At 71.1% G+C, this 25,964-nt stretch carries 26 protein-coding genes, 1 tRNA gene and 1 pseudogene; 13 read left to right on the plus strand and 15 right to left on the minus strand.

All coding sequences use genetic code 11. The features are described 5' to 3' along the window. The first annotated feature begins 119 nt into the window (after positions 1-119). Positions 120-317, plus strand: a complete 198-nt coding sequence (locus tag ACIQE0_RS08425) for a hypothetical protein (RefSeq protein ID WP_366331392.1) — start codon at positions 120-122, stop codon at positions 315-317. Between the two features lie 72 nt (positions 318-389). Here ACIQE0_RS08425 and ACIQE0_RS08430 read toward each other — a convergent pair whose 3' ends face one another. The 3 genes from ACIQE0_RS08430 to nth form a co-directional block, all read right to left on the minus strand. Beyond that, on the minus strand, positions 390-1,589 hold the full coding sequence (locus ACIQE0_RS08430; protein WP_366331391.1) for a MarP family serine protease: 1,200 nt from the start codon (positions 1,587-1,589) through the stop codon (positions 390-392). 13 nt (positions 1,590-1,602) lie between these two features. Next, the gene (locus tag ACIQE0_RS08435) at positions 1,603-2,322 is read right to left on the minus strand and encodes an NUDIX hydrolase (RefSeq protein WP_402329980.1); all 720 of its coding nucleotides are present in this window, start codon (positions 2,320-2,322) and stop codon (positions 1,603-1,605) included. A gap of 63 nt (positions 2,323-2,385) precedes the next feature. After that, positions 2,386-3,363 (minus strand): endonuclease III, encoded by a 978-nt coding sequence (gene nth / locus ACIQE0_RS08440; RefSeq protein ID WP_402329982.1) that lies wholly within the window; start codon positions 3,361-3,363, stop codon positions 2,386-2,388. A 383-nt stretch (positions 3,364-3,746) separates the two neighbouring features. On the opposite strand from nth, the gene ACIQE0_RS08445 reads away from it, so the two are divergent. Both ACIQE0_RS08445 and ACIQE0_RS08450 read left to right on the plus strand, forming a co-directional pair. Beyond that, on the plus strand, positions 3,747-4,421 hold the full coding sequence (locus ACIQE0_RS08445) for a Crp/Fnr family transcriptional regulator (protein ID WP_003981529.1): 675 nt from the start codon (positions 3,747-3,749) through the stop codon (positions 4,419-4,421). Positions 4,422-4,549: 128 nt separating this feature from the next. Continuing rightward, complete coding sequence (locus ACIQE0_RS08450; RefSeq protein WP_402329984.1) at positions 4,550-5,383, plus strand: nucleotidyltransferase; 834 nt, start codon at positions 4,550-4,552, stop codon at positions 5,381-5,383. Positions 5,384-5,528: 145 nt separating this feature from the next. On the opposite strand, the gene ACIQE0_RS08455 is transcribed toward ACIQE0_RS08450, so the two are convergent. From ACIQE0_RS08455 to ACIQE0_RS08470, 4 genes are all read right to left on the minus strand, one after another. Then, the gene (locus ACIQE0_RS08455; RefSeq protein WP_402329986.1) at positions 5,529-6,359 is read right to left on the minus strand and encodes an MBL fold metallo-hydrolase; all 831 of its coding nucleotides are present in this window, start codon (positions 6,357-6,359) and stop codon (positions 5,529-5,531) included. Beyond that, the gene (locus ACIQE0_RS08460) at positions 6,356-7,252 is read right to left on the minus strand and encodes an NUDIX hydrolase (RefSeq protein WP_402329988.1); all 897 of its coding nucleotides are present in this window, start codon (positions 7,250-7,252) and stop codon (positions 6,356-6,358) included. The genes ACIQE0_RS08455 and ACIQE0_RS08460 overlap by 4 nt, the downstream gene beginning before the upstream one ends. Before the next feature lie 93 nt (positions 7,253-7,345). Beyond that, the gene (locus ACIQE0_RS08465; RefSeq protein ID WP_366331385.1) at positions 7,346-7,810 is read right to left on the minus strand and encodes a RidA family protein; all 465 of its coding nucleotides are present in this window, start codon (positions 7,808-7,810) and stop codon (positions 7,346-7,348) included. Then, the gene (locus ACIQE0_RS08470; RefSeq protein ID WP_003967454.1) at positions 7,807-7,965 is read right to left on the minus strand and encodes a DUF4177 domain-containing protein; all 159 of its coding nucleotides are present in this window, start codon (positions 7,963-7,965) and stop codon (positions 7,807-7,809) included. The genes ACIQE0_RS08465 and ACIQE0_RS08470 overlap by 4 nt, the downstream gene beginning before the upstream one ends. A 153-nt stretch (positions 7,966-8,118) precedes the next feature. Here ACIQE0_RS08470 and ACIQE0_RS08475 point away from each other — a divergent pair, with 153 nt between their 5' ends. Further along, positions 8,119-9,096, plus strand: a complete 978-nt coding sequence (locus tag ACIQE0_RS08475; protein ID WP_366331384.1) for an ArsA-related P-loop ATPase — start codon at positions 8,119-8,121, stop codon at positions 9,094-9,096. Then, complete coding sequence (locus tag ACIQE0_RS08480) at positions 9,093-10,472, plus strand: ArsA family ATPase (protein WP_366331383.1); 1,380 nt, start codon at positions 9,093-9,095, stop codon at positions 10,470-10,472. The genes ACIQE0_RS08475 and ACIQE0_RS08480 overlap by 4 nt, the downstream gene beginning before the upstream one ends. Before the next feature lie 47 nt (positions 10,473-10,519). Here ACIQE0_RS08480 and ACIQE0_RS08485 read toward each other — a convergent pair whose 3' ends face one another. After that, positions 10,520-10,864 carry a WhiB family transcriptional regulator gene (locus ACIQE0_RS08485; RefSeq protein WP_366331382.1) on the minus strand — a complete coding sequence of 115 codons (345 nt, stop codon included), beginning with the start codon at positions 10,862-10,864 and terminating at the stop codon, positions 10,520-10,522. Positions 10,865-11,243: 379 nt separating this feature from the next. On the opposite strand from ACIQE0_RS08485, the gene ACIQE0_RS08490 reads away from it, so the two are divergent. After that, entirely contained in the window at positions 11,244-13,439 is a 2,196-nt protein-coding gene (locus ACIQE0_RS08490; RefSeq protein ID WP_402329990.1) for a transglycosylase domain-containing protein, read from the plus strand. A 146-nt stretch (positions 13,440-13,585) separates the two neighbouring features. Here the strand turns inward: ACIQE0_RS08490 and ACIQE0_RS08495 are convergent, their stop codons facing one another. Then, a complete protein-coding gene (locus ACIQE0_RS08495; protein ID WP_366331380.1) occupies positions 13,586-14,041 on the minus strand; it encodes a GatB/YqeY domain-containing protein in 456 nt (151 codons plus the stop codon). A gap of 160 nt (positions 14,042-14,201) precedes the next feature. Between ACIQE0_RS08495 and ACIQE0_RS08500 the strand changes: the two genes are divergently transcribed. Together ACIQE0_RS08500 and ACIQE0_RS08505 are read left to right on the plus strand one after the other, a co-directional pair. After that, positions 14,202-15,128: a metallophosphoesterase gene (locus ACIQE0_RS08500; RefSeq protein ID WP_366331379.1), complete on the plus strand. Its 927-nt coding sequence runs from the start codon at positions 14,202-14,204 to the stop codon at positions 15,126-15,128. A 278-nt stretch (positions 15,129-15,406) separates the two neighbouring features. Further along, a tRNA-Pro gene (locus tag ACIQE0_RS08505) sits at positions 15,407-15,480 on the plus strand. A 161-nt stretch (positions 15,481-15,641) separates the two neighbouring features. Here ACIQE0_RS08505 and ACIQE0_RS08510 read toward each other — a convergent pair. The 5 genes and pseudogenes from ACIQE0_RS08510 to ACIQE0_RS08530 form a co-directional block, all read right to left on the minus strand. Next, positions 15,642-15,953: a hypothetical protein gene (locus tag ACIQE0_RS08510; protein ID WP_402329993.1), complete on the minus strand. Its 312-nt coding sequence runs from the start codon at positions 15,951-15,953 to the stop codon at positions 15,642-15,644. A gap of 292 nt (positions 15,954-16,245) precedes the next feature. Continuing rightward, positions 16,246-16,455, minus strand: a complete 210-nt coding sequence (locus ACIQE0_RS08515) for a hypothetical protein (RefSeq protein WP_402329995.1) — start codon at positions 16,453-16,455, stop codon at positions 16,246-16,248. 440 nt (positions 16,456-16,895) lie between these two features. After that, the gene (locus ACIQE0_RS08520; protein WP_402329997.1) at positions 16,896-17,204 is read right to left on the minus strand and encodes an SDR family NAD(P)-dependent oxidoreductase; all 309 of its coding nucleotides are present in this window, start codon (positions 17,202-17,204) and stop codon (positions 16,896-16,898) included. Positions 17,205-17,206: 2 nt separating this feature from the next. After that, a pseudogene (locus tag ACIQE0_RS08525) lies at positions 17,207-17,788 on the minus strand (carboxyl transferase domain-containing protein); the annotation flags it as partial. Positions 17,789-17,835: 47 nt separating this feature from the next. Next, positions 17,836-18,054, minus strand: a complete 219-nt coding sequence (locus ACIQE0_RS08530; RefSeq protein ID WP_402329998.1) for a DUF6059 family protein — start codon at positions 18,052-18,054, stop codon at positions 17,836-17,838. A gap of 209 nt (positions 18,055-18,263) precedes the next feature. Between ACIQE0_RS08530 and ACIQE0_RS08535 the strand changes: the two genes are divergently transcribed. The 5 genes from ACIQE0_RS08535 (at position 18,264) to ACIQE0_RS08555 (ending at position 22,522) form a co-directional block, all read left to right on the plus strand. Continuing rightward, positions 18,264-18,503, plus strand: coding sequence for a transposase (locus ACIQE0_RS08535; RefSeq protein ID WP_402330000.1), 240 nt, complete (start codon positions 18,264-18,266; stop codon positions 18,501-18,503). 689 nt (positions 18,504-19,192) lie between these two features. After that, a complete protein-coding gene (locus tag ACIQE0_RS08540; RefSeq protein WP_402330308.1) occupies positions 19,193-19,921 on the plus strand; it encodes a TetR-like C-terminal domain-containing protein in 729 nt (242 codons plus the stop codon). Between the two features lie 40 nt (positions 19,922-19,961). Beyond that, positions 19,962-21,116, plus strand: coding sequence for an MAB_1171c family putative transporter (locus ACIQE0_RS08545; protein WP_402330002.1), 1,155 nt, complete (start codon positions 19,962-19,964; stop codon positions 21,114-21,116). A 366-nt stretch (positions 21,117-21,482) separates the two neighbouring features. Next, positions 21,483-21,929 carry a helix-turn-helix domain-containing protein gene (locus tag ACIQE0_RS08550; RefSeq protein WP_402330004.1) on the plus strand — a complete coding sequence of 149 codons (447 nt, stop codon included), beginning with the start codon at positions 21,483-21,485 and terminating at the stop codon, positions 21,927-21,929. 14 nt (positions 21,930-21,943) lie between these two features. Continuing rightward, positions 21,944-22,522, plus strand: a complete 579-nt coding sequence (locus ACIQE0_RS08555; protein ID WP_402330006.1) for a toxin — start codon at positions 21,944-21,946, stop codon at positions 22,520-22,522. Positions 22,523-22,533: 11 nt separating this feature from the next. Here the strand turns inward: ACIQE0_RS08555 and ACIQE0_RS08560 are convergent, their stop codons facing one another. Continuing rightward, the gene (locus ACIQE0_RS08560; protein ID WP_402330310.1) at positions 22,534-25,914 is read right to left on the minus strand and encodes an aminotransferase class I/II-fold pyridoxal phosphate-dependent enzyme; all 3,381 of its coding nucleotides are present in this window, start codon (positions 25,912-25,914) and stop codon (positions 22,534-22,536) included. Positions 25,915-25,964 lie beyond the last annotated feature (50 nt).

The raw sequence follows: 25,964 nt of genomic DNA on the forward strand, positions 1-25,964 counted from the left end.
TCCGGCTCCACCGCGTCATACGAACGCTCGTCTGACGAACAGCCAATTGCCTCCCGCATAGGCCGATTGGCCCTCTACGAGGCGGTTACGGACCTTGGGCCACGGGCAGAGTCGTGGGTATGGGCTGGACGCACGACTACCGTGACGTGGCACGCAACCGCCGCAGCAGCGCCGCTGCGCTGGGCACACAGGACAGGGGCACCCCGGACCTCACCTCCGGCGGCTCCCCTGACGCGGCGCACCCGATGGGCATCCCCCGCATCCTGCGCCGCAGAGCGCGCTGGATGAGCGCGCGGCTACGCCATCCCCGCAGCTGACCGGCGCCCCCGAAGCGGCCGTCGGGCCGCGTCCCGTCCGCCACGGAACGGTGCGCGGCCCCGCGCCCGGACTCAGATCGCGCACCCCTGGGTGTCGACCTGCCCGGACGCGACCCGCCCGCGGACGGCGTCCTGCCGGATCTCGTCGGCGGTCAGCGCGTAACCGGTGTGCGCGTCGTCCCGCGACTTGGCGAAGACCACGCCGTAGACCTCGCCCTGGGGCGTGAGCAGCGGGCCGCCGGAGTTGCCCTCCCGGACCGTCGCGTAGAGCGAGTAGACGTCGCGGCCGACGGTGCCCCGGTGGTAGATGTCCGCGCCGTCGGCCTGGATGCGGCTGCGGATCCGGGCCGGGCGGACGTCGTAGCCGCCGTTCTCCGGGAAGCCGGCGACGATGGCGCTCTTGCCGCTGGTCGCGTCCTTGTCGGCGAACTTCAGCACCGGGGCGCGCAGATGCGGGACGTCCAGCACGGCGATGTCGCGCTCCCAGTCGTAGAGCACCACCTTGGCGTTCACCGGGAGTCCCTCGCCGCCCACCTGGACCGTCGGGTCGGTGACGCCGCCGACGACGTGCGCGTTGGTCATCACGCGGTTCGGTGCGAAGACGAAGCCGGTGCCTTCGAGGATCTTGCCGCAGCTGGGCGCCCGGCCGACGATCTTGACGATGCTGCGCCGGGCGTCCGACGCCACGGGGCCGTTCGCCAGCCCCGGGTCCGGCGGCCGGACCTGTCGGATCGGTTCGTTGGAGAACGGCGTGAAGACCTGCGGGAAGCCGTTCTGCGCCAGCGCCGAGGTGAAGTCCGCGAACCAGGTGCTGGCCTGCTGCGGCATGACCTGGGAGACCCCGAGCAGCACCTTGGAGTTGCGGACCTCCCTGCTGGGCGTCGGCAGGGACGTGCCGGCCAGCGCGGAGCCGATCAGCCAGGCGACCAGCAGCATCGCCAGGACGTTGACCAGCGCGCCGCCGGTGGCGTCCAGGGCCCGCGCCGGTGTCCAGGTGATGTGGCGGCGGAGCTTGTTGCCGAGGTGGGTGGTGAGCGCCTGGCCCACCGACGCGCAGACGATCACGATGGCGACCGCCGCGATCACCGCGAAGGTGCCCGGTTGGGCGTCGTCGGTGACCCCGTTCCAGATCACCGGGAGCACGTACACCGCGATCAGACCGCCCCCGAGGAAGCCGATCACGGACAGGATGCCGACGAGGAAGCCTTGCCGGTAACCGACGATCGCGAACCACACGGCCGCGATCAGCAGCAGGATGTCCAGGACGTTCACGCCGGACACCGTCTCACGAGCGCCAGTCGAGCGGGACCTGCTTGTCGCGGTCCCATGGGATCTCCCATCCCGCGTAGTGCAGGATCCGGTCGATCACTCCGGCCGTAAACCCCCAGACCAGGGCATCCTCGACGAGGAAGGCGGGGCCGACGTGGCCGCTGGGGTGGCGGGTGGTGACCCGGTGCGCGGGGTCCGTGAGATCCGCCACGGGGACCGTGAAGACCCGGGCGGTCTCCGCGCGGTCCACCACGCCCACCGGGCTCGGCACCCGCCACCACCCCAGGACGGGCGTCACCACGAAGCCGCTGACGGGGATGTAGAGCCGCGGGAGCACGCCGAAGACCTGGACGCCCGACGGGTCGAGCCCGGTCTCCTCCTGGGCCTCGCGCAGCGCCGCATGGACCGGACCGTGGCCCTCCGGATCGCCGTCCTGAGGGTCGAGCGCCCCACCGGGGAAGGAGGGCTGTCCGGCGTGCGAGCGCAGGGTGCCGGCGCGCTCCATCAGGAGCAGCTCGGGCCCTCGGGCACCGTGCCCGAAGAGGATCAGCACGGCGGACTGCCGCCCGCCGCGCTCCGGCGGCAGGAAGCGGCTGAGCTGGCGCGGCTCCACCGTGGCGGCCGCGCGGGCCACCGGGGCCAGCCACTCGGGCAGCCCCTCGGTCGTCACCGCGACCTCCCGCCCGGCCGCTGCCGTGTCCGTCGTCTCGCCGTACTGCTCCCGTGCACTCGTCATCCGCGCCCCCTCAGGCATTGCGTCGATGGTCGGTCCCCCCGGTGGGTCGTGCTCGGCGCCGTCCTACGAGGCCGCCAGCGGGCGCGCGGGCTGCCCCGGATAGCCGGCCGGCGGCTTCAGCCGCTGCCCTGGCTGGCCGCCCAGCTCGTACTTGAGCAGCTTCTTCGCCTTCTCCGGGTCGGTCTCGCCCTCGCCGTACGAGGGGCACAGCGGGGCGATGGCGCAGGCCCCGCAGGCGGGCTTGCGGGCGTGGCAGACGCGCCGGCCGTGGAAGACCACGCGGTGCGAAAGCATCGTCCACTCGCTCTCCGGGAAGATCGCGGCGACATCGGCCTCGACCTTCTCGGCGTCCTGCGCGGTCGTCCAGCCGAAGCGGCGCGCCAGCCGGCCGAAGTGGGTGTCGACGGTGATGCCGGGGACGCCGAAGGCGTTGCCCAGCACCACATTGGCGGTCTTGCGGCCGACGCCGGGGAGCGTGACCAGGTCCTCCAGGCGGCCGGGCACCTCGCCGCCGAAGCGGTCGCGCAGCGCGACGGACAGGCCGATCAGGGACTTCGCCTTGGCGCGGAAGAAGCCGGTGGGGCGGATCAGCTCCTCCAGCTGCTCCGGGGGGATCACGGCCATGTCCTCGGGCGTGGGGCAGACCGCGAAGAGCCGGGGGGTGGTCTGGTTGACCCGCAGGTCGGTGGTCTGGGCGGACAGGACCGTGGCGACCAGCAGCTCGAAGGGGTTGGTGAAGTCCAGCTCCGGGTGGGCGTACGGATACAGCTCGGCCAGCTCGCGGTTGATCTCGTGGGCCCGGCGCACCATGGCGGCCCGGGACTCCCGCTTCCGGGCGGGGGTCGCCTTCTTGGCCGCGGCCTTCTTCGCGGGCGCCGTCGCCTTGGCGGTCGCCTTCTTGGCCGCGATCGTCTTCTTCGCGGTCACGGTCTTCTTCGCCGTGGCCTTCTTGGCGGCGGTCTTCTTCGTTGCGGTCTTCTTGGCCACGGTCTTCTTCGGGGCGGTCTTCTCGGCCGCCGGCTTCGCGGGGGTCTCCGGCACGGCCGTCTCCTTCGCCTCGGTGGACGGCGCGGCGGGCACGGGTGCCGGCGCCTTCCGCCCAGCCGTCACCCCGGAGGGCGATTCGTTACGTTCGTCGGTCTTCGAGGCGCCTGCGGGCAGCTGTTCGCCCACAGCGGAATCGCGCCCTGCGCTCACTCTGTCGGCCCCCCAGTCCTCTGCTCTCACCGGCGTATTGGACACTCGGCCAGACTAAGGCCACCCGCTGACATCCGACCCGATCACCGGGATTCGTGGCCCCAATCGGCCCCCTGCCTTATGGCTTGGACCACTGGTCCGGCAAACTTGTGATTGATCGCACTGTTTTGCATTCCGGCATGATGGGGACCACAGTCCTCCGGAGCATGTCGACAAGGAGAGAACTCGTGGACGACGTTCTGCGGCGCGCCCCGCTCTTCGCGGCGCTCGACGACGAGCAGGCGGCCGAGCTTCGCGCCTCGATGGGAGAGGTCACGCTCGCACGCGGCGACGCCCTGTTCCACGAAGGGGACCCGGGCGACCGCCTGTACGTGGTCACCGAGGGCAAGGTGAAGCTTCACCGCACCTCCCCCGACGGCCGCGAGAACATGCTGGCCGTCCTCGGTCCCGGCGAGCTGATCGGTGAGCTGTCCCTCTTCGACCCGGGACCGCGCACGGCCACCGCCACCGCGCTCACCGAGGTCAAGCTGCTCGGCCTGGGCCACGGCGACCTCCAGCCCTGGCTGAACGCCCGCCCGGAGGTGGCCACCGCGCTGCTGCGCGCGGTCGCCCGCCGGCTGCGCAAGACCAACGACCAGATGTCCGACCTGGTCTTCTCGGACGTGCCGGGCCGTGTGGCGCGCGCCCTCCTGGACCTCTCGCGCCGCTTCGGCGTGCAGTCCGAGGAAGGCATCCACGTCGTGCACGACCTCACGCAGGAGGAGCTGGCCCAGCTGGTCGGCGCCTCCCGGGAGACGGTCAACAAGGCGCTCGCGGACTTCGCGGGCCGCGGCTGGCTGCGCCTGGAGGCGCGCGCCGTGATCCTGCTGGACGTCGAGCGGCTGGCCAAGCGCTCGCGCTGACGCCCCGCGCGCTCCACGACCACCCAAGGGCCCCGCTCCGGCGGGGCTCTTGGCGTCCGTGGGGGCGCTGGGCTTGCCGCGGGTAATCGGCTCGCGGCCGGTCGTTCCGCCGCTCCATAGTGGGCGCCATGACGACCGGCGACGTATCTCGGGGCAAGGGCCTCGACCAGGACGGCTGTTTCGTACGGGAAGGCTCCCTGGAGCGGGTGCCCGCGCCGTTCGCGCCCGTGGTGGCGGCGCTGTCCGCCCGGCTGACCGCCCGCTTCGCACCCGACCGGCTGGTCAGCACGTACCTGTACGGCAGCATCCCGCGCGGCACCGCCGTCCCCGGGGTGTCCGACCTCGACGCGCTGCTCGTGCTGCGGGACGGGCCCACCGACGCCGACCGGGCCGCCGTCCGGGCCGTCGAGGCGGAGCTGGACGCCGCCTTCCCGCAGATCGACGGCGCCGGCCTCCTGCTGGTCACCGCGGACCAGCTGCTGAGCGAGCTGGAGCGGTACGACCTGGCGTGGTTCGTGGCCTGCCTGTGCACGCCGCTCAGCGGGCCCGACCTGACCGCGGCGCTGCCCCGTTACCGCCCCACCTCGCTGCTGGCCCGGGAGACCAACGGCGACCTCTTCCGGCGGCTGCCCGGTCTGCGCCGGCGGGCCGCCGCGGCCACCGCCCCGGAGGAGCGCGCCCGGCTGACCCGGGCGGTCACCCGGAACCTCGTCCGCACCGGATTCACCCTGGTGATGCCGCGCTGGGGCGGCTGGACCAGTGATCTGGCCGAGTCCGCCGAGGTGTTCGGGAGCTACTACCCGGCGTACGCCGAGCAGATGCGCACCGCGGCGCGCGCCGCCCAAAACCCCGCCGCGCATCCCGAGCTCCTCGACGACCTGCTGAACGGCCTCGCCCCCTGGCTGGCCGAGGAGTACCTGGCCGTCCACGGGGCCAAGACCCCTCGCCCAGAGGGGTGTTGACGCCCCCACAGCGCCTCAGGGGCGCCCGGGCGGGCCCCGCCGCGCCCGGCCCGTCGGACCGGCCCCAGGCGTACGGGACGACCCGGCAAGGCAGCACGGCGCGGCGCCGGGCACCGCGGGCCCACGTGGCCCCGTCGGACCGGTCCTAGATCAGCCCGTGCTCGCCGAGGTAGTCCAGCTGGGCCCGTACCGACAGTTCGGCGGCGGGCCACAGGGAGCGGTCGACGTCCGCGTAGACGCTCGCCACGACCTCGGCCGGGGTCCGGTGGCCGGTCTCCACCGCGGTCTCCACCTGGGCGAGCCGGTGGGCCCGGTGCGCCAGGTAGAACTCCACCGCCCCCTGGGCGTCGTTGAGCACCGGCCCGTGGCCCGGAAGGACCGTCGCGACCCCGTCGTCCACGGTGAGGGAGCGCAGCCGGCGCAGCGAGTCCAGGTAGTCGCCCAGCCGCCCGTCGGGGTGCGCGACCATGGTGGTGCCGCGTCCCAGGATCGTGTCCCCCGTCAGGACCGCCCGGTCGGCGGGCAGATGGAAGGAGAGCGAGTCCGCGGTGTGCCCCGGGGTGGGCACCACCCGCAGCTCCAGGCCCCCGGTGGTGATCACGTCCCCCGCGCCGAGCCCCTCGTCCCCCAGGCGCAGCGCCGGGTCCAACGCCCGTACGGGGCTGCCGGTCAGCTCGGCGAACCGGGCCGCCCCGTCGGCATGGTCCGGGTGCCCGTGGGTGAGCAGGGTCAGCGCGACCCGCTGTCCGGCCTGCTCCACGGTGTCGATGACGGCCCTGAGGTGGCCCTCGTCGAGCGGCCCGGGGTCGATGACGACGGCCAGTGGGGCGTCCGGCTCGGCGACGATCCAGGTGTTGGTGCCGTCCAGCGTCATCGGGGACGGGTTCGGGGCCAGGACGCAGTGGGTGCGCGGGGTCGCCGGCCCGGAGACGACCCCGCCGCGGGGTTGGCCGGGGAGGGCCGCTGCTTCGGTCATGCGGAGGTCCCTCCCGGGGCGTCGTCGTCCGTCGTCGCGATGTGCTTGGTGAACTCGTCGTGGCCCGGCCAGCTCAGCACGATCTCGCCGTTCACGAGGCGGGCGCGGGCCAGCACCGGCGTCAGGTCCTGCGCACCGGCCGCGGACAGCGCGTCGGCGACGCTCGCATGGGGCTGGAGGGACCGCAGGGTGGAGATCGTCGGCGGCATCATCAGCAGTTCGCCGCGGTCGTAGCCGGCCGCCGCCTCCCCGGGGCGGAGCCACACCGTGCGGTCCGCCTCCGTGGAGACGTCGAGGGCGCGCTGCCCCTCGGGGAGCGCGGCGACGAAGAAGAACGTGTCGTAGCGGCGCGGTTCGAACTCCGGGGTGATCCAGCGCGCCCAGGCGGCCAGCAGGTCGGAGCGCAGCACCAGGCCGCGGCGGGCCAGCAGGTCGGCGAAGGACAGCTCGTGGGCGACCAGCGCCGCGCGGTCGGCCTCCCAGTCCTCACCGGTGGTGTCCTCGACGACCGTGCGGGCCGAGTCGCCGGCGAGCAGCACCCCGGACTCCTCGAAGGTCTCGCGCACCGCGGCGCAGATGATGGCCTGCGCGGTGGCCGGGTCGACGCCCAACCGCACCGCCCACTCGGCGCGCGAGGGGCCCGCCCACTCCACGGGGCGTTCGTCGCGCGGGTCGACCGATCCTCCCGGATAGGCGTACGCGCCTCCGGCGAAGGCCATGGAGGCGCGTCTGCGCAGCATGTGGACGGCGGGGCCGCCCTGGTCGGTGTCCCGCAGCAGCAGAACCGTCGCGGCCCGCCGGGGTGCGGGCGGCGTCAGTTCGCCGTTCGTCAGGGCCCGGATGCGGGCCGGCCATTCGGGCGGGTACCACTGGCCATTGGTCGTCGACGCCATGGCCGGATGCTATGCGCTCACGCGCGGATGTTCGAGGGGCCCTCCAGGGCGGAGGGCCCGCTCTCCGGGCGCGAGCGCACCGCGTACGGCCCGTCAGTCGGCGATCTCGACCTGGATCTCGACCTCGACCGGTGCGTCGATCGGCAGCACCGCCACGCCCACCGCGGAGCGGGCGTGCACGCCCTTCTCGCCGAGGATCTCGCCGAGCAGCTCGCTGGCGCCGTTGATGACGCCCGGCTGGCCGGTGAACTCGGGCGCGGAGGCCACGAAGCCGACGACCTTCACGACCCGGACGATCTTGTCGAGGTCGCCGACGACGGACTTCACGGCGGCCAGCGCGTTGAGCGCGCAGGTCGCGGCGAGTTCCTTGGCCTGCTCGGGGCTGACCTCGGCACCGACCTTGCCGGTGGCCGGCAGGGCGCCGTCCACCATGGGCAGCTGGCCGGAGGTGAAGACATAGGCACCGGAGCGCACCGCGGGCTGGTAGGCGGCCAGCGGCGGCACGACCTCCGGCAGCTTCAGGCCGAGCGACGCGATCCTGTCCTCTACGGCACTCACGCCTTCTCCCGCTTCAGGTAGGCCACCAACTGCTCGGGGTTGTTCGGGCCCGGCACGACCTGGACCAGCTCCCAGCCGTCCTCGCCCCAGGTGTCCAGAATCTGCTTCGTCGCGTGCACGAGCAGCGGCACGGTCGCGTATTCCCACTTGGTCATGGGCCGAGCGTAATGCCTGTCCCGGGGGCTCCGGGCCCGCGACCCCTAGGGCATATCCCGGACGCGGCCCCTGACCGCGCACGGGCGGATCTCCGGGTGCTCCCAGGCGTATCCCGTGCGTGAGCCGGACGCGGACTGGTTAGGCTCCTAGCCGTGAGCAGGCTCCATGTCGTCAGCGGCAAGGGCGGCACCGGAAAGACCACGGTCGCCGCTGCCCTCGCCCTCGCCCTCGCCACCGAGGGACGCCGTACCCTCCTGGTCGAGGTCGAGGGTCGGCAGGGCATTGCCCAGGTGTTCGAGACCGAAGCGCTTCCCTACGAGGAGCGCAAGATCGCGGTGGCCCCAGGGGGCGGCGAGGTGCACGCCTTGGCCATCGACGCCGAGCGCGCCCTGCTGGACTACCTCCAGATGTTCTACAAACTCGGTGGCGCCGGCCGGGCCCTGAAGAAGCTCGGCGCGATCGACTTCGCCACCACCATCGCCCCCGGCCTGCGGGACGTCCTGCTGACCGGCAAGGCGTGCGAGGCGGTCCGCCGCAAGGACAAAAGCGGCGCGTTCGTCTACGACGCGGTCGTGATGGACGCCCCGCCCACCGGCCGCGTCACCCGCTTCCTGAACGTCAACGACGAGGTCGCCGGCCTGGCCAAGATCGGCCCGATCCACAATCAGGCGCAGGCCGTGATGCGGGTCCTGAAGTCGCCCGAGACGGCGGTGCACCTGGTGACGCTCCTGGAGGAGATGCCCGTCCAGGAGACCGCCGACGGCATCGTCGAGCTGCGGGACGCCGGCATCCCGGTCGGCGGCGTGGTCATCAACATGACCCGCCCCGCCCTGTTGGACAACGGCGATCTGGAGGTCGCCGCCCGCGGCGCCCGGACCGGCATCGCCAAGGCGCTCTCGCAGGCCGGGCTGGGCGGCGCCCGCCGCGGCGGCCTGGCCGAGCGCCTGATCGACCCCCTGCTGGAGCAGGCGCGCGAGCACGCCGAGCGGGTCGAGCTGGAGCGCGCCCAGCACGCCGCACTGACCGACCTCGGCCTGCCCACCTACGAACTGGGGCTGCTCCCCGAGGGGGTGGACCTCGCCGGGCTCTACGGCCTGGCCAGAGACCTGCGGAAACAGGGGCCCATATGACCTGCGACGACACGACGCTGGACGCCTCGGCCCCCTGGCTGGAGGTCGACGCGCTGATCGACGACCCGGGCACCCGCATCGTGGTGTGCTGCGGCTCGGGCGGCGTCGGCAAGACCACCACCGCCGCGGCGCTGGGGGTGCGCGCCGCCGAGCGCGGCCGCAGGGTCGTGGTGCTGACGATCGACCCGGCCCGCCGCCTGGCGCAGTCGATGGGCATCTCCGAGCTCGACAACGTCCCCCGCCAGGTCAAGGGCGTCGACGAGGCCGCCGGCGGCGAACTCCACGCGATGATGCTGGACATGAAGCGCACCTTCGACGAGATCGTCGAGGGCCACGCGGACGCCGAGCGGTCCCGCGCCATCCTGGAGAACCCGTTCTACCAGTCCCTGTCGGCCGGTTTCGCCGGCACGCAGGAGTACATGGCAATGGAGAAGCTCGGCCAGCTCCGCGCCGACGACGAGTGGGACCTGATCGTCGTGGACACCCCGCCGAGCCGCTCCGCGCTGGACTTCCTGGACGCGCCCAAGCGGCTGGGCTCCTTCCTGGACGGCAAGTTCATCCGGGTCCTGATGGCGCCCGCGAAGGTCGGCGGGCGGGCCGGCATGAAGTTCCTCAACGTCGGCATGTCGATGATGACCGGCACCCTCAGCAAGCTGATGGGCGGCCAACTCCTGCGGGACGTCCAGACGTTCGTGGCCGCGATGGACACCATGTTCGGCGGTTTCCGCACCCGTGCGGACGCCACCTACCGCCTGCTCCAGGCGCCCGGTACGGCGTTCCTGGTGGTCGCCGCGCCGGAGCGGGACGCGCTGCGCGAGGCGGCGTACTTCGTCGAGCGGCTGGCCGCCGAGCAGATGCCGCTGGCCGGGCTGGTGCTCAACCGCGTCCACGGCAGCGGCGCGGCCCAGCTCAGCGCCGAGCGCGCGCTGGCCGCGGCGGAGGCACTGACGGAGGACTTCACCGACCGCGCGCCGGAGGACGCCGGAGAGCCGGCGGACCCCGACGGAAGCCCCAACTCCGCTTCTGACGACGCCACTTCACCGGTCGTCGAAAATCTTGGCCCGGACGGCATTGTGGATCTCACCGACGGGAAGACTGGAGCAGGTACCCCCGGCGGCCCCTCCCCCGCCGCCGCGGAGCATGCGGCATCCCCTTCGGCCTCGGCGGAGCAACTCGCCGCCGGGCTGCTGCGGTTGCACGCGGAACGCATGCAGGTCCTGGCGCGCGAACGACGCACCCGCGACCGCTTCACCGCACTGCACCCGGAGGTGCCGGTGGCCGAGGTCGCCGCACTGCCCGGCGACGTCCACGACCTCGCGGGCCTGCGCGCGATCGGCGACCGCCTGACACTGCGGCCGGACGTGACCTGCGACTGACCGGCGTCCGCGGCCCCGTGGGGCCCCGCGCCGGCCGGCGGTGGGCCCTACCCGACCGCCGCGTACTCGTCGTCGAAGGCGTCGTCCGAGCAGTCCACCGGCAGCATGCCCGTGCTCCGCTCGTATTCCGTGCGTGCGGTCTCCAACAGCCGGCGCCATGACGTCACCGTCGGGCGGCGGCGCAGCAGCGCCCTCCGTTCGCGTTCCGTCATCCCACCCCACACACCGAACTCCACCCGGTTGTCCAGGGCGTCGGCCAGGCACTCCGTGCGCACCGGACACCCGGTACACACCGCCTTGGCGCGGTTCTGCGCCGCCCCTTGCACGAACAGTTCATCCGGATCGGTAGTGCGGCAGGCTGCCTGTGCACTCCAGTCGGTTACCCAGCCCATGCTGGCGCCGTCCTCTCCCGAATCGAGGCTCCCCCACGGCGGCAAACGGCATATTCACCGTTGCCAGTTGAGGACGTTACGGAAGGCAGGCAGGGCGCAACACCTCCTTCGGGCCCAATCTTGAATGGCCCGAACGGACTATGCGTACGCGGCAGATCACCCAACGGAGTGACCGCACGACATTCGTCACTTATCTCCCAAGCGGGACACTTCGCCGTAGTGGCAAGGGATTTCCGGCACACGACGGGCATATGAGACAGTGCCCGTGCCGGGAGCCGGGGTTGACGAACCGAGGCGTAACCGTCCGCCGCGGCAGACGGGAACAGGCTAAACGAACAGGTGCGCCCCTGTCCGGCGAATGAGAACGTAGGCTGCCCTCATGGCTAAGAAGCGCGAGGGCAGGGGTCAGTCCAGGACCCAGCAAGCCGCCAAGTTCCTCGGTGTCAGCGTCCTTGCCGGAGCCGTCCTCGCCGGGCTCGCGCTCCCGGCAGCGGGGGCGCTCGGCCTCGTGGCCAAGACGTCCGTCGAGGGCTTCGACGACATCCCGGCCAATCTCAAGACCCCACCGCTCAGTCAGCGCACCACGATCCTCGACGCCGACGGCGGCGCCATCGCGTCCGTCTACTCCCGCGACCGCACCGTCGTCGGCCTCAAGGACATGTCGCCGTACATCCAGAAGGCGATCGTGGCCATCGAGGACGCCCGCTTCTACCAGCACGGCGCCATCGACCTGAAGGGCATCGCGCGGGCGGTCAACCAGAACGCGCAGTCGGGCGGCGTCTCCCAGGGCGCGTCCACGCTGACCCAGCAGTATGTGAAGAACGTCTTCGTCGAGGAGGCCGGCGACGACCCGGACAAGGTCGCCCAGGCCACCCAGCAGACGCTCGGCCGCAAGGTCAAGGAGCTGAAGTACGCGATCAAGTTGGAGGAGAAGCTCGGCAAGCGCAAGATCCTCCAGAACTACCTCAACATCACCTTCTTCGGTGAGCAGGCGTACGGCGTCGAGGCCGCGTCCCAGCGGTACTTCAGCAAGCACGCCAAGGACCTGAGCGTGGAGGAGGCGGCGCTGCTCGCCGGCATCGTCCAGTCCCCCACGCGCTACGACCCGGTGAACCACCCGCAGGCGGCGACGGCGCGGCGCAACACCGTCCTGCGGCGGATGGCCGACCTCAAGGCCATCACCCGGGCCGAGGCGAACGCCGCGGCCGCCCGGCCGATCACCCTGAAGGTCAGCCGCCCGAAGAACGGCTGCATCACCGCCACCGACGGCGCCGGCTTCTTCTGCGACTACGTCCGCGAAGTGCTGCTCAACGACAAGGCGTTCGGGGCGACCCGGGAGGTCCGTTCCAAGCGCTGGATGCAGGGCGGTCTGACCATCCGCACCACGCTGGACCGGCAGACCCAGAAGGCGATCCAGGCGTCGCTGAGCCGGCACGTCTACGAGGACGACCCGGTGGCCGGCGCCAGCACCGTCGTCCAGCCGGGCACCGGCAAGATCCTCGGCATGGGCCAGTCCCGCCCGTACGGCTTCGGCACCAACCAGACGCAGATCAACCTCTCGGTGGACCACAAGATGGGCGGCGGCGCCGGCTACCAGCCCGGCTCGACCTTCAAGCCGATCATCGCGGCGGCCGCCCTGGAGCAGGGCATCGCCCCGGACCAGCAGTACTCCTCGCCGTTCAAGATGGCGTACCCGAAGCCGGTCCAGACCTGCACCGGCACCTGGGACGGCGACGACACCGTCAACAACGAGGACCCCAAGGAAGTCGGCCCGTACGACATGAAGGAGGCGACCGCGAAGTCGGTCAACACCTACTACGTGCAGTTGATCAGCGACATGGGCATCTGCCCCGCGGTCACGATGGCCCAGAAGATGGGGCTCCAGCGGGCCGACGGCAAGCCGCTCAAGCAGGTTCCCTCCATGGCGCTGGGCGGCCAGGAGATGTCCCCGCTGAACATGGCCTCGGCGTACGCCACCTTCGCCAACGAGGGCACCTACTGCTCCCCGGTCGCCATCGAGTCGATCACCGACGCGCAGGGCAAGGCGCTGAACGTCCCCAAGACCAGTTGCAGCAGCGCGATGTCCAAGAAGACCGCGGACACCGTCAACACCCTCCTCAAGGGCGTCGTCGAGGACGGCACCGGCAAGCAGGCCGGCCTCAGCGGCCGCGACAGCGCCGGCAAGACCGGCACCACGGACCGCCGCTACGCCGCCTGGTTCGTCGGGTACACCCCGAACGCGGCCGGCGCCGTCTGGGTCGGCGACCCCCGCCACCAGCGCCAGATGTACAACATCACCATCGGCGGCGTCTCCCACGACAAGGTCTACGGCGCCGACACCCCCGGTCCCATCTGGCGTGACCTGATGTCCGGCGCGCTGGCCGGCCGCCCGGCCCCGACGCTGCCGACCGTCCCGATCGGCGCCCCCAAGGACCAGGGCAACGACGACGGCAAGGGCAAGGGCAAGCCGCAGGGCCCGAAGTCCAACCCCGGCAAGGGCGGCGACAAGCCCGGCGGTGGCTGGCACCTCCCCGGCTTCCCCGACATCCTGGGCGGCGGGGACGGCGGCTGGTGAGCGGCCGGTGAGCCGCTGATCCGGCCGCGGTCCGGAGCGCGGGAAACCGGAGCACAGAAAAAAGGGGGCGCCCTCCTGAGGAGGGCGCCCCCTTCCGCGTTTCCACACCGGGCCGGACGGGCCTGCCGCCCGCCCCCGGCCGCGCGTCAGCCGGCCAGCAGCTTCTTCACCATCGCGGCGACCCGGCCGCCGTCGGCCCGGCCCGCCACCTTCGGGTTGACGATCTTCATGACGGCGCCCATCGCCTTCGGGCCCTCGGCGCCGGCCTCCGCGACCGCCTCGGCGACCAGTGCCTCCAGCTCGCCGTCGGTCAGCGGCTTGGGCAGGTAGGTGGCGAGCACCTCGCCCTCGGCCCGCTCGCGCTCGGCCTGCTCGGCCCGGCCGCCCTTGTCGAACGCCTCGGCGGCCTCACGGCGCTTCTTCGCCTCCCGCGCGATGATCTTCTCGACCTCGCCGTCGGACAGCTCACGCGCCTCGGTGCCCGCCACCTCCTCCTTGTTGATCGCGGTCAGCGTCAGACGGAGGGTGGAGGAACGCAGCTCGTCGCGCGCCTTGATCGCGGCGGTGAGGTCGTCCCGGAGCTTGTCCTTGAGCGTGGTCATACCGTCGAGTATGCCCCCACCCACCGACAACCGCCGCGCCTTTTCCCGCTGGTGCCCCGCCTGTTCACCAGGAACTCTCCCCCACGCCCCACCGAGGCGCCCGGAGCCGACAAGATCACCACCCCGCCGCGCCCCGCGCCCACTCTGCGACCATGGACCCATGCGCGCGCGATACGGAGTCCCCCTGTCCCTTGCCGCGGTCGGCGCGGCCGGTCTGGCCTACGCCGCCGGCTACGAAGTCCGCTCCTTCCGCCTGCGACGCGTCACCGTGCCCGTACTGCCCCGTGGCATGCGGCCGTTGCGCGTCCTGCAGGTCTCCGACATCCACATGGTCAGCGGGCAGCGCAAGAAACAGCGCTGGCTCCAGTCGCTCGCCGGGCTCCGCCCCGACTTCGTCGTCAACACCGGCGACAACCTCTCCGACCCCGAGGGCGTCCCGGAGGCCCTGGACGCCCTGGGCCCCCTGATGGAGTTCCCCGGCGCCTATGTCTTCGGCTCCAACGACTACTACGGCCCCCGGCTGCGGAACCCCGCCCGCTACCTCCTCGAAAAGGCCCAGGGCCGGCACGGCCTGAACGGCAACGCACCGGCCGTCGGCGTCGTCCACAACCCGTGGGAGGAGCTCCGCGACGCCTTCGACGCGGCCGGCTGGGTCAACCTCTCCAACACCCGCGGCCGCCTCAAGCTGGACAGCACCGAGATCGCGCTGACCGGCCTGGACGACCCGCACATCAAGCGCGACCGCTACGCCGAGGTCGCCGGCGGCCCGGAATCCGGCGCGGACCTCTCGCTGGCCGTCGTGCACGCCCCGTACCTGCGCTCCCTGGACGCCTTCACCTCCGACGGCTACCCGCTGATCCTCGCCGGCCACACCCACGGCGGCCAGCTCTGCATCCCCTTCTACGGCGCCCTCGTCACCAACTGCGACATCGACACCGGGCGCGCCAAGGGCCTCTCCACCCACACCACCGCCGGCCGCACCTCCTACCTCCATGTCTCCGCAGGCTGCGGCACCAACCGCTACACCCCCGTCCGCTTCGCCTGCCCCCCGGAGGCCACCCTCCTGACGCTGACGCCCCGGGACTGAACCACCCCGCACCACACCGGCGCCCGGCCCCGCACCTCAGGGGCCGGGCGCCGGCGCGTTCGCGGGAGGCGTCCCGACCGCCGTTCGGCACCGGACCACCCCGAATTCCGGGTGACCTGCGTCACTTTGCCCCCTCAGGCCGCCCACTCCCCCACTCCCCCGCCTCTCGCCCCCGTCGCGCCAGCCTCACAAAACCCCAGGTCAGAGCGGTTTCCCCCGCCGGCCGAAACCGGATTTCACGTACGGGGATCAGTCCGCTAAAGTAGAGCTCGTTGCTTCGGGGTGTAGCGCAGCTTGGCAGCGCGCTTCGTTCGGGACGAAGAGGTCGTGGGTTCAAATCCCGCCACCCCGACTGAAGGAACACCAGGTCAGGGGCCTGATCCACTCAGTGGATCAGGCCCCTGACTCGTTTCCAGGACCCTCTTGGGAGCCATTTGGGAGCCGACTTCGAAATCCGGCTCCCGGGGCGGTTCACAGGCTTCAGGGGAGCCGGCTCGGGTCCGATCGCGGGAGCTACGACCTGAGGGATCGAACGAGGGCGGTGGCCTCCTTCATCCCCAGGCTCGGCCGTGCCGCCCGGAGGGCCTGGACTGCCTTGATCTCCTTGGCCTTTGGGTCGACCCCGGCAACGGCGAGCGCCTTCCGTGCCCACTCCTCCGTGGCGGCGGACCGGTCGGTGGAGGCGAACTCGTCCACAATGTCGAGCGCCCTTCGCAAACCCGGATGTTCCGACTCATTGGCGTCATTGAGTGCGTCCTGGATGGCGCTTCTGACGGGCTCGAGATCAGGGGGCGACGGGCGGTTCTGTAGCGGCAATTGGATCATCGATGGAAACCCTTTCATTTGACCTCGAACGTGCGGCATGGCACTTCGTCTCTCCGTCGTTCCGGTGTAAGTACAGCAAAACATGGCGCATATTTGCCTGTGGTGCTGGGTGTAGCCCTTGGTATGTACCTGCGAACTCCAGGTGAGAGTAGTGGAATACCCATCTCAGACTCATTATGATTCAAGGGACTGATTCCGACTCATGATGATTGAGGAGGTTGATTCCGGCTCATCACGATCGAGCGGACGAGTCCTGACCAGGCCGAGTCGCATGCAGGGGCCCTAACGGGCCTTATGGGGGAATATATTTAACGGGGAACCACTTCTTAACGGTATCGATACGGCGCCGGGGGGTCAGCGTCAAGATGGCATCCACATACGCCGCTTGAGCAGCGCAGCGGAAGTGCGCGAACAGATCGAAGACCTGGCCTTCGCCACCCATCGTGAAGTACTTGCCGCCCTCCGGTTGGATCGGCTGACACCCGCCCGCTTCGAGCTTCATGAATATCTGACGCTCCGTTGGATTCGGCGGGGTGTGGCCATACGCTATCTGTTTGACTCGGCCGCGTTGGATGATGCTTCGACTCGTGCATACATCCGCCAGATCAACGCTGCCGGAGCGGGGATCCGGACCACGGCGGAGCTCAAGAGCAACCTGCTGATCTGCGACAACCGTTCAGCCCTCCGCTATACGAACAGCGAAGACCTGGAGGGTGGTGCCATGATTACGAAGGAGTCTGATCTGGTCGCCGTGGTGCGGGGGCTCTTCTCGCAGGCATGGGAACAGGCCACCGTACTCGGGCAGCTCACGGAAGGGCATCTCTGCCTGGAATCCGCTGACCAAGAACTCTTGGCTCTTATCCTCAAGCCGGGAAAGGACCTTGCCCGGGCACGTGAATTGGGCGTATCGCTGCGAACGTTCCATCGGCGTGTGGCTGGCCTCTACGAGCGCCTCGGGGTGACCACGGCGTCCACCGAGGTGCGCAGCGTCTCTTGCCACTGGCTGGCAGGCACCTCCTCGAACGGCGGCTGCGGCCGGCCTGGACGGGGGATCGCGTCGCCCCAGACCACGGCGTTCAGCACCAGTACGTCGATGCCGCCCCACGCCGAACCGACCTGCCCGACGGCCTCCCGGATTGCCTGCTCGTCGTCCAGGTCGTAGCGGACCACCAGCGGCGTTCCGCCGAGGGCCGCGACCTGCTCCGCCGTCTCCTCAGCCGCGTCCTTGCCGCTGTGGTAGGTCACTGCCACACGCGCACCATGAACACGAAGTCGGTCAACGCCGGCGAGTACGCCGCACCTCCGGCGCGAGGCCCCAGCATCACGCTGATCTGCGGGATCACTCCGGACATCCGAGTGTTGCGGGTGAAGATCCCGCCGTAGCCGGCGAGCGCCGACACCCCTTCCTGGATCCGGGCGCCGGCACCGTCATTCAGGCTGACCAGCGGCGCGCCGGCAGCCGCCGCCAGATCCATCACCTTGTGGATCTTCTCGGCGTGCGCCTCGCCCAGCGCACCGCCGAAGATCCGGAAGTCGTGCGCGTAGACGAAGACCGTACGGCCGTGTACCAGACCCCAGCCGGTGACCACACCGTCGGTGTACGGGCGCCGGTCCTCCAGTCCGAAGCCGGTGGCGCGGTGCCGCCGGAGCGCCTCCACCTCCTGGAAGGTCCCCGGGTCCAGCAGAAGGTCGATGCGCTCACGCGCGGTCAGCTTGCCCTTCGCGTGCTGCGCCTGCGTGGCGCGCTCGCTCGGTCCGGCGACGGCGGCCGCCTTGATGCGGTCCAGTTCCGTGACGCGCTCCTCGATGGAGGGCGGTGTGTCGGCGTGGTTCATACGGACGTCCTGTCTGTGACGAGTTCTGCGAGCGAGGCCAACCCGCGTCACTTCCGGCGCAGTTGGCGCTGCAGGGCCAGTTCCGTCCTGCTCAGCGGCACATCGGCGCACAACCGCTCGGGGTGGCCGGGCGGCGGTCCCGACGGCTGCGGCGGCTCCTCGGCGAACGGATCCGGCACGGCGAACCAGAGGCCCGCCATGCCGGCCAGCGCTTGGCAGAGCCAGGACACAAGGGCGGCGGCCATCACGTACCGCGGTGTGGCCACCGGCCCTCCCGGATCGTCTGCAGGGGCATGGCCTGGCTCTCCTCGCTGCTGGGTGTGCACATCGAACGCCCCGACTCTCCGACCCGCCCCTCGAACTCCCGTCGAACCCGCCTCGAACATGGGGGCGTCGCGGCCCCCCGAATGTCCGGCATGCACGCCCCATCGCCATGTCATCGCGCAGGAGTACACCGCCACGGCCCGACGGTTGCGTGCATCTTCCGGGCACGCTGGACAGCTGGGTCTCGCGGTGGCGCCGCAACGGCTCGGCCTCCTCCGGCCGTCCCGCAACCACAGCCGCCGAAGGGTGCAGGCTGCGAGGGGCCGAGCGCGCCGAACTGGAGCGGCTGTGGCGGGAGATGTCGGAGAAGAAGAGAAGAACAAGCGCCATCCAGGAGATGGGGATGGAGCGTGATGTCCTCAACCGCTGCACGGCGTGGTGGGTGAAGTAGCTTTCGCGGACCCGGCCCAGGTGGCCGGGGGTGATCTGCGGCTGCAAGGCCGAGCAGAACATCGCGCACGCCGCGGCCTGGGCGGGAGCGCGTCGTGGATCTACGAGTGGCGCGACAAGCCCACGACCGCCCGCGAGGTGCGGCGGGGCCTGCTGGCCGACGCGATCCATCAGACCTTCGAGGCGTCGGGCGGCACCTACGGCTCCCCGAAGGCATGGATCACGCTTGTGCGCGAGGGGTGGCGCATCTCGGTGAACACCATCGCGGAGATCGCGGCCGACTCGGCCTGGCCGGACGGAAGATCCGACGGCGCCGAGGACTCACACGGCCCGGAAAGCGGCCGGCGGCGCCGGATTTCGCATCCGGATCCCGCCCACCGTCAGAGGGGCCGAGTTCCTGACCTTCGACGCGCTCAGAGCTCCCGCTGATTCCCAAGCCCAGAGCGCGGGTTCGCTCCCCGTCACCCGCTCCAGGGTTCCAGCCCCGGGGCAATGGCCTGGGGCCTGTTCGTTGTGCGGAGTCGTCGGGGGGCTTGCCCGTCATGTGTCCCATCTGCCGGTGGCTGTTCGCAGCCGACCGCCGCTCGGGCTCCTGCCGTTCGAGGGCGAGGTGGCCGGATCTCGGTGCCCGGCCGGGATGGTTGGGCAACCGGGCCGATCACCGTTGTGGCCGACAGGTACGGTTTGGCCATGGATGTTTCCGGAACGAGCACGGGCGATGCGAACACCAGGCGGCAGGAGGCCGTCAAAGCCACCGCGCGCCAGCTGCTGGTGAAACTGAGCGCCGGCGGGCTGTCTCTGGAGGCCGTTGCCGCCGACAGTGGTCTTGCCGTTACGGACGTGGCAGCCGTCTTCCCTCATCGGGACGACCTGCTGACCGCGTTGGTCATCGATGCCTACAACACCTCCGGCGCGGCGATGGAGCAGGCTGACCAGGCCGCCCTGGACGCGCAGGCGTCGGCGGGCGCGCGACTGCTCGCGGTGACGCGTGCGCTGCGGGCGTGGTCCTTCGCCAACCCGGCCGAGTTCACGCTGATTTACGGTTCGCCGGTTCCGGGGTACGACGCCCCGCAGGAGACGGTGCAGCCCGCCTCGCGCACCCCCGAGGCGCTGGGCGCGATCATCCGGTCAGCGCTGGAGGCCGGTGAACTCACCCCGCCCCCGCGGCCGCTGCCCGGGCCGTCGGTGCTCCTGCCTACGGCGGTGGAGGTCTTCGGCGGGGCGCCCGAGGCACCGTTCTCGGACATCATCGAGCGCGGCATCGTGCTGTGGAGCAATCTGATCGGGCTCCTGGTGTTCCAGGTCTTCAGCCGTACCCACGACAGCGTCCGGGACCAGGCGGCGTTCTTCGACCGCGCCATCGCCGTGGCGGCCGAAGGGATCGGACTCGTGGTTCCCTTGGGCGAGAACACCGACTAGGCCGTTCGCCGCGTGCCCGGCGCCGGCGGGGAAACAGGCCGTGAACACCACCAGAACCCTCTGCTTCGTCATCGCTGCGCTCTCGTCGTACGCCGCACTCGTCTACCGGCTGAGCCACGTGCGGCGCAGCTGGCGGGACAGCGCCTACCGCACCCTGGTGATCACTCTGCTGTTGCAGTGCCTCACCTTCACCATGGGTGCCGTCGCCATGGGGAGCGAGCGTTTCCTGGGCGTCGGCAACCTCGCCATCCTCGTGATGCACGTGTCGGCGGTCGCCTTCTGCGTCAGCGCGCAGATCATCCTGCTGCGCTGGGCGGCCGCCGCCGAGGAGGCGGTACGCAGGACCCGCTACTGGCTGATCACCGGTATCGCCCTCAACGCGCTGCTGATCGCCCTCTTCCTGATCGCCGACGGCCCCGGCCGACCGGCTTCGGACTTCAACAGCGGCAGCGGTCAGCCGCTGGTCCTCACCTACCTCCTGGTGTTCATCGTGTCCCAGGCGGTTCCGTGCGTCACCATCTTCCGCCAGTGCGGCCCCTACGCCAGGATGACCGACAAGGCCGAGCTGCGGCACGCCCTGCAGCTGCTCTCCGTCGCCGCGGTGGTCCTCTTCCTCTACTGCCTGGCCAGGACGGTCAACATCGTCACCGCCGCGTGCGGGATCGACATCGGCGCCTGGCAGCTCGCCGCCAACGTCTTCAGCGCGGTGGGCATCGCCACCCTCTCGCTCAGCCTGACGATCACCTCCTGGGGGACGTCGGCCGGCAAACTGCTGGAGTGGGTGCGCAGTTACCGTTCGTACCGGGTCCTCTACCCGCTCTGGCGGGATCTGTACGAGTCGTCCCCGGACATCGTCCTGGAACCGCCAGGGGCCTCGGTCTCCGACCTCAACTACCGGCTGCACCGCCGGGTCATCGAGATACGCGACGGATGGCGGGACCTGCGGCCCTATATCGACCGTACGGCCAACGGGCCGGCCGGCACGGACCACGGGGCGAGCGACGAGTCCCGGCAGGCGTTGGCCGAAGCGGCCCAGATCAGGCAGGCCCTGCACGCCAAGCGCACCGGCACCATCCCCGATGACAACAAGGACGCCGGCGACTTCGAGGACCGCGATACGGACAACTTCACGGCCGAGATCGACTGGCTCACCAAGGTCGCGTCCGCCTACCGTAGACTCGGCAACGCGGGGTGAAGTCACCCGCGTTGAGAGCTCCCGCCCGGTCTGTCCCCCGTCAGACCGGGCGGGTTTTTTCTCGATATTCCCCCGTTGTCCCCCGTCGCCTTTTCCCCGTGGGATCCCCGTTGTTTCCCCGTGTTTCCCTGTCGAGCCCGGACGGGGCGCCCCGTCCGGCTTGGACCGGCCCTTCCCCCGAGGGCCGGTCCAAGCCGACATGTCTGGCCAACCAACTCGGCTACCCCCGTAAGCGAAGTTAGCTGACAGCTATCGGCGAGGTCCACGTTGGCGGAGTCTCGGTCGATTGTCAACTGACAGCTAATCTGCGAAGCTAGTGGATAGCCAAGGGCTAATGCCGAGGGGGTGGCAGGAGGGAGATTCACGATGTCCGAGACCGACGACCGGCCCAAGCTGGCAGTGCGTCTGGACAACCTCTTCAAGACGGTTCGCCCCAAGGGCAAGCACTGGACCAATGCCGAAGTGGCGGAGGAACTGAAGCAGGCCAACCCCGAACTCCGCGTCGGGGGCGTGTACTTGTCGCAGTTGCGGACGGGCAAGCGGTCCAATCCCTCCCCGGACCTCTTGGACGCGCTGGCGCGCTTCTTCGGCGTTTCGGTCGCCTATTTCTTCGACGACGAGGTCGCCGAGTCGGTGCTTAGCCAGGTCGCCGCCATCGAGGCGCTGCGGCAGGCGGGCGTCCGCTCGGTGGCGATGCGGGCCGCCGGGATGAAGAAGGAGAACCTCCAGGCCATCACGGCCATCATGGATCAGTACCGGCAGATGCAGGGCCTGCCGCCGGTCACCGACGCCTCGGAGTCGGAGGCCGAGTGAGGGGCGCGGGGGGAGTGAGGGGCACCAGGAAGAGGCGGGTGGTCGATCAGGACCGCCGCAGTCAGCTCAAGCGGCTCCGGAAGGCCGGCGCGCAGCGGATCGCCGAACTCGATCTGCCGGAGGTGTCCGACGTCGCCGAGCTCTGCCGCCACCTCAGCGAGATCCGCGACCGCCCGATCACGCTGGTCCCGATGCAGATGCCCGCGTCGCACCCGTGCGGCATGTGGGTCGCCGCCCGCGACGAGGACCTGATCTTCTACGACGCCAACACGACCAGCGCGCATCAGGAGCACATCATCTTGCACGAGCTGGGTCACATCATCTGCTGCCACCGCGGGGCGGGTTGGCTGGACGAGGCGAGTGCCCGCCTCCTCTTCCCCAACCTCGACCCCGATCTCGTGCGTGACATGCTCCTGCGCGCGACCTACGACGACGTCCAGGAGCAGGAGGCGGAGATCATCGCCTATCTGCTCTCCCAGCGGGTGGGCAGCGCCGAGGAACGGCACGGCGTGCCCGCGGCCGGGGAGTCCGGGGTCGCCGCGGACACGGGGAAGCACGCCATGCTCAGCCGGATCGAACGCACCCTGATCTGACGTGCGGTAACTCAGTCCCCGGCGGCCACCTCCTCGGCCAGGATCGACACGGCGCGTCGGATGTCGTCCGCACGGTGCTCGCTGGTGAGGAAGAACCGCAGCCTGGCGAGCCCCTCCTCCACGGCAGGGTGGAAGATCGGGTCGGCGATCACGCCCCGGTCGTACAGCCGGTCCGCGACGCGCAGGGTGCGCGCCGAGTCGCCGAGGAGACAGGGCACGATCGGGGTGTGGGCGCTGGAGCCGGTCGCCAGACCGGCCGCGGTGGCCAGGCCGCGGAACAGTTCCGCGTTCCGCTGCAGCGTGCGCACCCGGTGCCCTTCGGCGGCGATCAGCTCGGTAGCGGCCAGTGCCGCGGCCGCGTTGGCTGGGGTCAGACCGACGCTGTAGACGAAGCCCGGCAGCGTGTGCCGGAGCCACCGCACCATACGGGCCGAGCCACCGAGGTAACCGCCGCAGCTGGCAAGGGACTTGGAGAGGGTGCCCATCCACAGGTCCACGTCGCGGCGGTCGATGCCGTAGAACTCCCCGACCCCGCGGCCGCGTTCGCCCACCGTGCCGATGCTGTGCGCCTCGTCGACCATCAGCAGGGCGCCGTACCGCTTCTTCAGCTCGACCACGGCAGGCAGGTCGACCAGGTCGCCGTCCATGCTGTAGGCGCCCTCGACGGCGATCAGCACCCGCCGGAAGCGGGACCGGTTGCGGCGCAGCACGTGTTCGAGCTGGCCCATGTCGCCGTGGGCGAACGGGCGCCGCGCCGCGCCGGACAGGGCCACGCCCCGGAGGATGCTGTCGTGGGCCAGCGCGTCGTGCACCACGAGGTCCCCGGCGCTGACCAGGTGGCCTATCGCGGTGACGTTGGTGGCGTGGCCGCCGACCAGCGTCAGGCAGTCCGCGACGCCGAGGAAGGCGGCGAGCGCCCGTTCCAGCCGTACGGTCAGGTCTCGTTCGCCGGAGAGCACCCGGCTGGCGGAGACCGAGCTCCCGTACCGCTCTATCGCCTGGTGCACAGCCTCGTTGACCGCCGGATGGCCGGAGAGTCCCAGGTAGTTGTAGCTGCCGAAGGACAGGTACGGCCGGTCGCCGATCACCGTGGTGTCACGGATGGTGCCCTGGTGGACCCGGAAGTACGGGAAATCCGTACCCGTGTCGGCGATCGAGGTCAAGAGCTGCTCGAACTCCCGCACCTCGGGGAAGTCGTCGACGCATGCGGTGGCGACGTCCCAGTCGGCCCGGGTCTGCATGGGCAGCGGCGCTCCAGCGGCCGGCTCCTCCGTGAGGTGCGGGGCGACCAGCGCGATCAGCCGCTCGATGGTGAGGCCGGTGGCGAATATCTCCTCGGTGCGGAAGCCCGGTACCCGCTTGCCGATGTTGACCTCCAACTCCTGCAGCATCAGGGAGTCGAAGCCGAGGTCGGCAACCAGCGTCATCCGCTCGTTCAGGTCGGAGAGCGGGAAGACTCCGGTCCGCGACACCTCTTCGAGCACGAGGGAGACGGCAGAGGCGGTGCCGGCCCGGGCCTCCCCGGCCGTTCCGAGGGGCTTTGCGGAAGTGCCGCCCCCTGCGCCGCGGGCGGACTCGTCCACCACCCAGTGGCGGCGCGGGGCGAGCGGGCTCGGCGGCAGGGTGCACGGGGATGTGCGTTCCCCGCCCGGACGGAGCCGCGCGCCGGTGACCGCGCGCTCGGCGAGCCCGGCCAGCGCGGCAGTGCGGGCCTCGGCGGACAGCGCACCCGGCGCGGGAACGGTGACCTCCGGCAGCTCACCGGTCGGCCGGAGCACCGTGCCGGCCACCTGGCCCGGCCCGAGGTCTCCGGTACGGCCCGCCGCCACGGCGTCGGCCGCCGAGGTGAGCTTGGTAACCGCGTCGGCCGCGTCCTCGGCCACCAGGGCGAGGCGTTCCGGGAAGGGGGCTCGGCCAGCCAGGGTGTCCGCCACCCCGGCCAGCGGCGGCTGCTCGTCGGCGAGGGTATCCGCCAGTTCCCGGGCGTAACGGGCCAGCCCGGCCCGGTCGCGGGCGCTAAGGACGAGGAGGTGTGGCCCGTCGTCCGGTACCGGGCGGACCGGCGGCGCGGGGCACTCCTCCATCACCAGGTGGACACCGGTGCCGCCGAAGCCGAAGGCGCTCACGCCCGCCCGGCGCGGCGCCCCGGATGCCGGCCATCGGGTCGGCGCCGTCGGGACGGTCAGCCCCGCGGCGTCGAGCCCGGAACGGTCGGCCAGGTCGAACGCCGGCTGCGGCGGGACCACTCCGCGGTGCACGGCCAGGGCGGTCTTGATGAGCCCGGCCATCCCCGCGGCGTTGAGCGAGTGCCCGACCACCGCCTTTACCGCGCCGAGGAAGGCGGGGGCACTCCGCGCACCGCGCAATTCACGCAGCACACCGACCTCGACCGCATCGCCGACCGTGGTCCCGGTGCCGTGCGCCTCCAGGTATCCCACCGAGTCCAGGGTCACGCCCGCATCGCGGTAGGCTCGACGCAGCGTACGGAGCTGCCCGGCTGCCTGGGGATGCAGACCGCCCTGCACGGTCCCGTCGTTGGCCGTGCCCACCCCGCGGATCACCGCGTAGACCCGGTCGCCGGCCCCCAGCGCGTCGGCCAGCGGCCGCAGCACGAGGACCCCGGCGCCCTCCCCCAGGACGAAGCCGTCGGCCTCCGCTCCGAACGGCAGGCACCGGCCGGCGCGCGAGATGGCGCCGATCCGGCACAGCCCCACCAACAGGTCGGGGGTGAGCATCAGTTGGGCGCCGCCGGCGAGGGCGATCCGGCAGCGGCCCGCGCGCAGCGCGAACACGGCGTTGGCCACGGCCATCAGTCCGCCGGAACACGCCGAGTCCAGCGCATAGCTCTCGCCGTGCAGATCGAAGACCGAACTGATCGTGTTCGGCCCCATGTTGAGCAGGAGTCCGGCCACGGATGTGCCGTGCAGCCCGTCGACCGCGCTGACCATCTCCGGCCACCGGGGATCGGCGGCCCGCGCCCCGAACTCGCCGCCGACCAGCTGCCGCATCCGGACCTGCAGGAGGGAGACCTCGCGGTAGCCGCTCTCGGTGAGCGACGTGATCACCGAGGTCTCCTCGCGGTCGAAGCCCTCGGACTCCCATCCCGCGTCCTGGATCGCCTCCCGGGCGAGGTCGATCAGCAGCCGGGCCTGCGGATCCAGCGATCGGGCCCGCCGCGGCGGGATGCCGTAGTGCGCCGCGTCGAAGCGGTCCACGTCCGGCAGCAGCGCCATGGTGTCCGTATAGGCCGCGGAGGCGTCGCGGAGGTTGTCGCTGAGGAAGGCGGCGGTGCGCCACCGCGAGTCCGGGACGGTGGAGAACTGCGCCTGCGGGGCGGTGAGGAGCCGCCAGTACTGGTTGACGTTCCGCGCTCCCGGGAACCGGCAGGCCATCCCCACGATCGCGACGTCCGCGGGCCGTACTCCCGCCGGATCCACCGGGG

The sequence above is a fragment of the Streptomyces sp. NPDC093097 genome, assembly GCF_044754325.1.
Classification (GTDB): Bacteria; Actinomycetota; Actinomycetes; order Streptomycetales; family Streptomycetaceae; genus Streptomyces.

Excerpts from the sequence above, each read along its gene's own strand:
- ACIQE0_RS08455 (WP_402329986.1), bottom strand. The coding sequence starts at position 6,359 with ATGACCGAAGCAGCGGCCCTCCCCGGCCAACCCCGCGGCGGGGTCGTC.
- ACIQE0_RS08540 (WP_402330308.1), top strand. The coding sequence starts at position 19,193 with ATGGATGTTTCCGGAACGAGCACGGGCGATGCGAACACCAGGCGGCAG.
- ACIQE0_RS08490 (WP_402329990.1), top strand. The coding sequence starts at position 11,244 with ATGGCTAAGAAGCGCGAGGGCAGGGGTCAGTCCAGGACCCAGCAAGCC.
- ACIQE0_RS08470 (WP_003967454.1), bottom strand. The coding sequence starts at position 7,965 with ATGACCAAGTGGGAATACGCGACCGTGCCGCTGCTCGTGCACGCGACG.
- ACIQE0_RS08485 (WP_366331382.1), bottom strand. The coding sequence starts at position 10,864 with ATGGGCTGGGTAACCGACTGGAGTGCACAGGCAGCCTGCCGCACTACC.
- ACIQE0_RS08550 (WP_402330004.1), top strand. The coding sequence starts at position 21,483 with ATGTCCGAGACCGACGACCGGCCCAAGCTGGCAGTGCGTCTGGACAAC.
- ACIQE0_RS08480 (WP_366331383.1), top strand. The coding sequence starts at position 9,093 with ATGACCTGCGACGACACGACGCTGGACGCCTCGGCCCCCTGGCTGGAG.
- ACIQE0_RS08495 (WP_366331380.1), bottom strand. The coding sequence starts at position 14,041 with ATGACCACGCTCAAGGACAAGCTCCGGGACGACCTCACCGCCGCGATC.
- ACIQE0_RS08435 (WP_402329980.1), bottom strand. The coding sequence starts at position 2,322 with ATGACGAGTGCACGGGAGCAGTACGGCGAGACGACGGACACGGCAGCG.
- ACIQE0_RS08500 (WP_366331379.1), top strand. The coding sequence starts at position 14,202 with ATGCGCGCGCGATACGGAGTCCCCCTGTCCCTTGCCGCGGTCGGCGCG.
- ACIQE0_RS08450 (WP_402329984.1), top strand. The coding sequence starts at position 4,550 with ATGACGACCGGCGACGTATCTCGGGGCAAGGGCCTCGACCAGGACGGC.
- ACIQE0_RS08425 (WP_366331392.1), top strand. The coding sequence starts at position 120 with ATGGGCTGGACGCACGACTACCGTGACGTGGCACGCAACCGCCGCAGC.
- ACIQE0_RS08510 (WP_402329993.1), bottom strand. The coding sequence starts at position 15,953 with ATGATCCAATTGCCGCTACAGAACCGCCCGTCGCCCCCTGATCTCGAG.
- ACIQE0_RS08560 (WP_402330310.1), bottom strand. The coding sequence starts at position 25,914 with ATGGCCTGCCGGTTCCCGGGAGCGCGGAACGTCAACCAGTACTGGCGG.
- ACIQE0_RS08515 (WP_402329995.1), bottom strand. The coding sequence starts at position 16,455 with ATGAAGCTCGAAGCGGGCGGGTGTCAGCCGATCCAACCGGAGGGCGGC.
- ACIQE0_RS08460 (WP_402329988.1), bottom strand. The coding sequence starts at position 7,252 with ATGGCGTCGACGACCAATGGCCAGTGGTACCCGCCCGAATGGCCGGCC.